Consider the following 1,616-nt stretch of genomic DNA (forward strand, 5'->3'; position numbering starts at 1 on the left):
CAGTTTCCTTACCGCTCGGGCGCGTCACGCTCTCCGCGGCGGCGCGACCGCGCGCCACGCGAGCGCGGCCCACACCGGCACCACAGGGGCGGATATTTACGCCCGCGGCGGGTACGGCGGCGTAATGAGCGATATCGAGTCCGGAGACCGCGTCGGTCTCCCCTGTCCCTCGTGTTCCCCCTCTGAGCCGACCGTTCACGAGGTCCTGCGACCGGGCGGGCAGGCCACCGTTCGTTGTACCGAGTGCGACCACACGCACAAGACCGAGATCCCCGAAGAGGAGACCGTCTCCGTGACGATCGTCGTCTCGCAGGACGGCGACTCGTTCACGACGCGGATGGATGTCCCCGCGGACGGCGACGTCGCCGCGGGCGAGGAGTTTGTCGTCGACACCGACGACGCGCTGATGCAGGTACGGATCACGGACATCGAACTCGGTCCCGAGGAGCGCGTCGAGGAGGCGGCGGTTACCGACGTAGAGACGCTGTGGACCCGCGCGGTCGACAACGTCGCGGTCCCCGTCACGCTCCACCCGAAAGACGGCGACGCCGACCAGACGCGCTCGCTGCGCGTGAACGTCCCCGGCGACTACGAGTTCGTCGTCGACGAGACGGTCGAGTTCGGCGAGGAGCAATTCACCGTCGAGGGGCTTCAGATCCGCGAGGACGCCCCCGAGTACCGCCACGAGAAGCTCGACCACCCCGGCGACCTCGCCTACGCGAAGGACCTCAAGCGGGTGTACGCCCGCGACGAGAGCCTCACCGCGTGGTCGGCCTGGTAGGGCCGAACCCCCCCTCCGGTGACCGAACGCTCTGACGGTGGCGGGCCGGGCCGCCGTGACTCCCCTCCCCGCGGCGATCCTCACACCAACATAAACAATTATGAAGGATACGCCCATGGAGTGAGACGTGCCGCCCGTAGTACACGACTGACGCACGCTCGACGGCGGGGACGACGGCCGGTCCCGGCGGTCCGAGTACGCGCGAGGCGACGGAGACCGAACCGGCGACCGACCAATCGGGTCCATCGACGAACTCGACCGACGACGACGCGACCGACGACCTGCCGACCGCCGCCGAGGCGGTCGCACAGGCGGCGGGGACGTTCGACCCGTCGGACACTCGGCGGATCGCGAACGGGACCGACCGCTGGAACGCGTACGCCGGCTCGTCGCACTGACGCGGCGACGACCGGGACGCGACGCGGTCGGGTCTTTTTAGGCGTCGCCGCTGCTACCGACGAGCGGCCGATGACGATCCACCGCTCCGAGCCGGACTCGGCACCCGGCGGCGACGAGCCCTATGAGTACCGAGGCCTCTTTCAATCGAACTACGGCTGCGTGCTGCCCAGCGATCACGACACACACTCCACGCGGACGCGGGTCGGCGCGACCGAGCGACGAGCGAGCGCCCCGACTACACGTCGACCGGGCAGCCGTTGATCTCCCCGCCCCGCATCCCGTCGGCGAGCCAGTAGATCGAGAGGGTCAAGACGACCAAGGCCCCCACGCGCGAACTCCAGCCCGTCCAGCGGGAGGAACAGCAGCGAGGTCGAGACGCCGAGAAGCGAGAGCAGCCCGAGCAACACCGCCGAGCCGCAGGCCGCACAGCCCGCCC

The 1,616-nt window shown here is 69.7% G+C and carries 1 protein-coding gene and 1 pseudogene; one reads left to right on the top strand and one right to left on the bottom strand.

The window, feature by feature from the left end; translation table 11 throughout:
- The first annotated feature begins 124 nt into the window (after positions 1 to 124).
- A complete protein-coding gene (locus BN903_RS10010) occupies positions 125 to 781 on the top strand; it encodes an HVO_0476 family zinc finger protein (RefSeq protein WP_048077600.1) in 657 nt (218 codons plus the stop codon).
- Positions 782 to 1,415: 634 nt separating this feature from the next.
- On the opposite strand, the pseudogene BN903_RS18610 reads toward BN903_RS10010, so the two are convergent.
- Positions 1,416 to 1,616, bottom strand: a pseudogene (locus BN903_RS18610) (hypothetical protein); the annotation flags it as partial.

This window comes from Halorubrum sp. AJ67 (assembly GCF_000513435.1).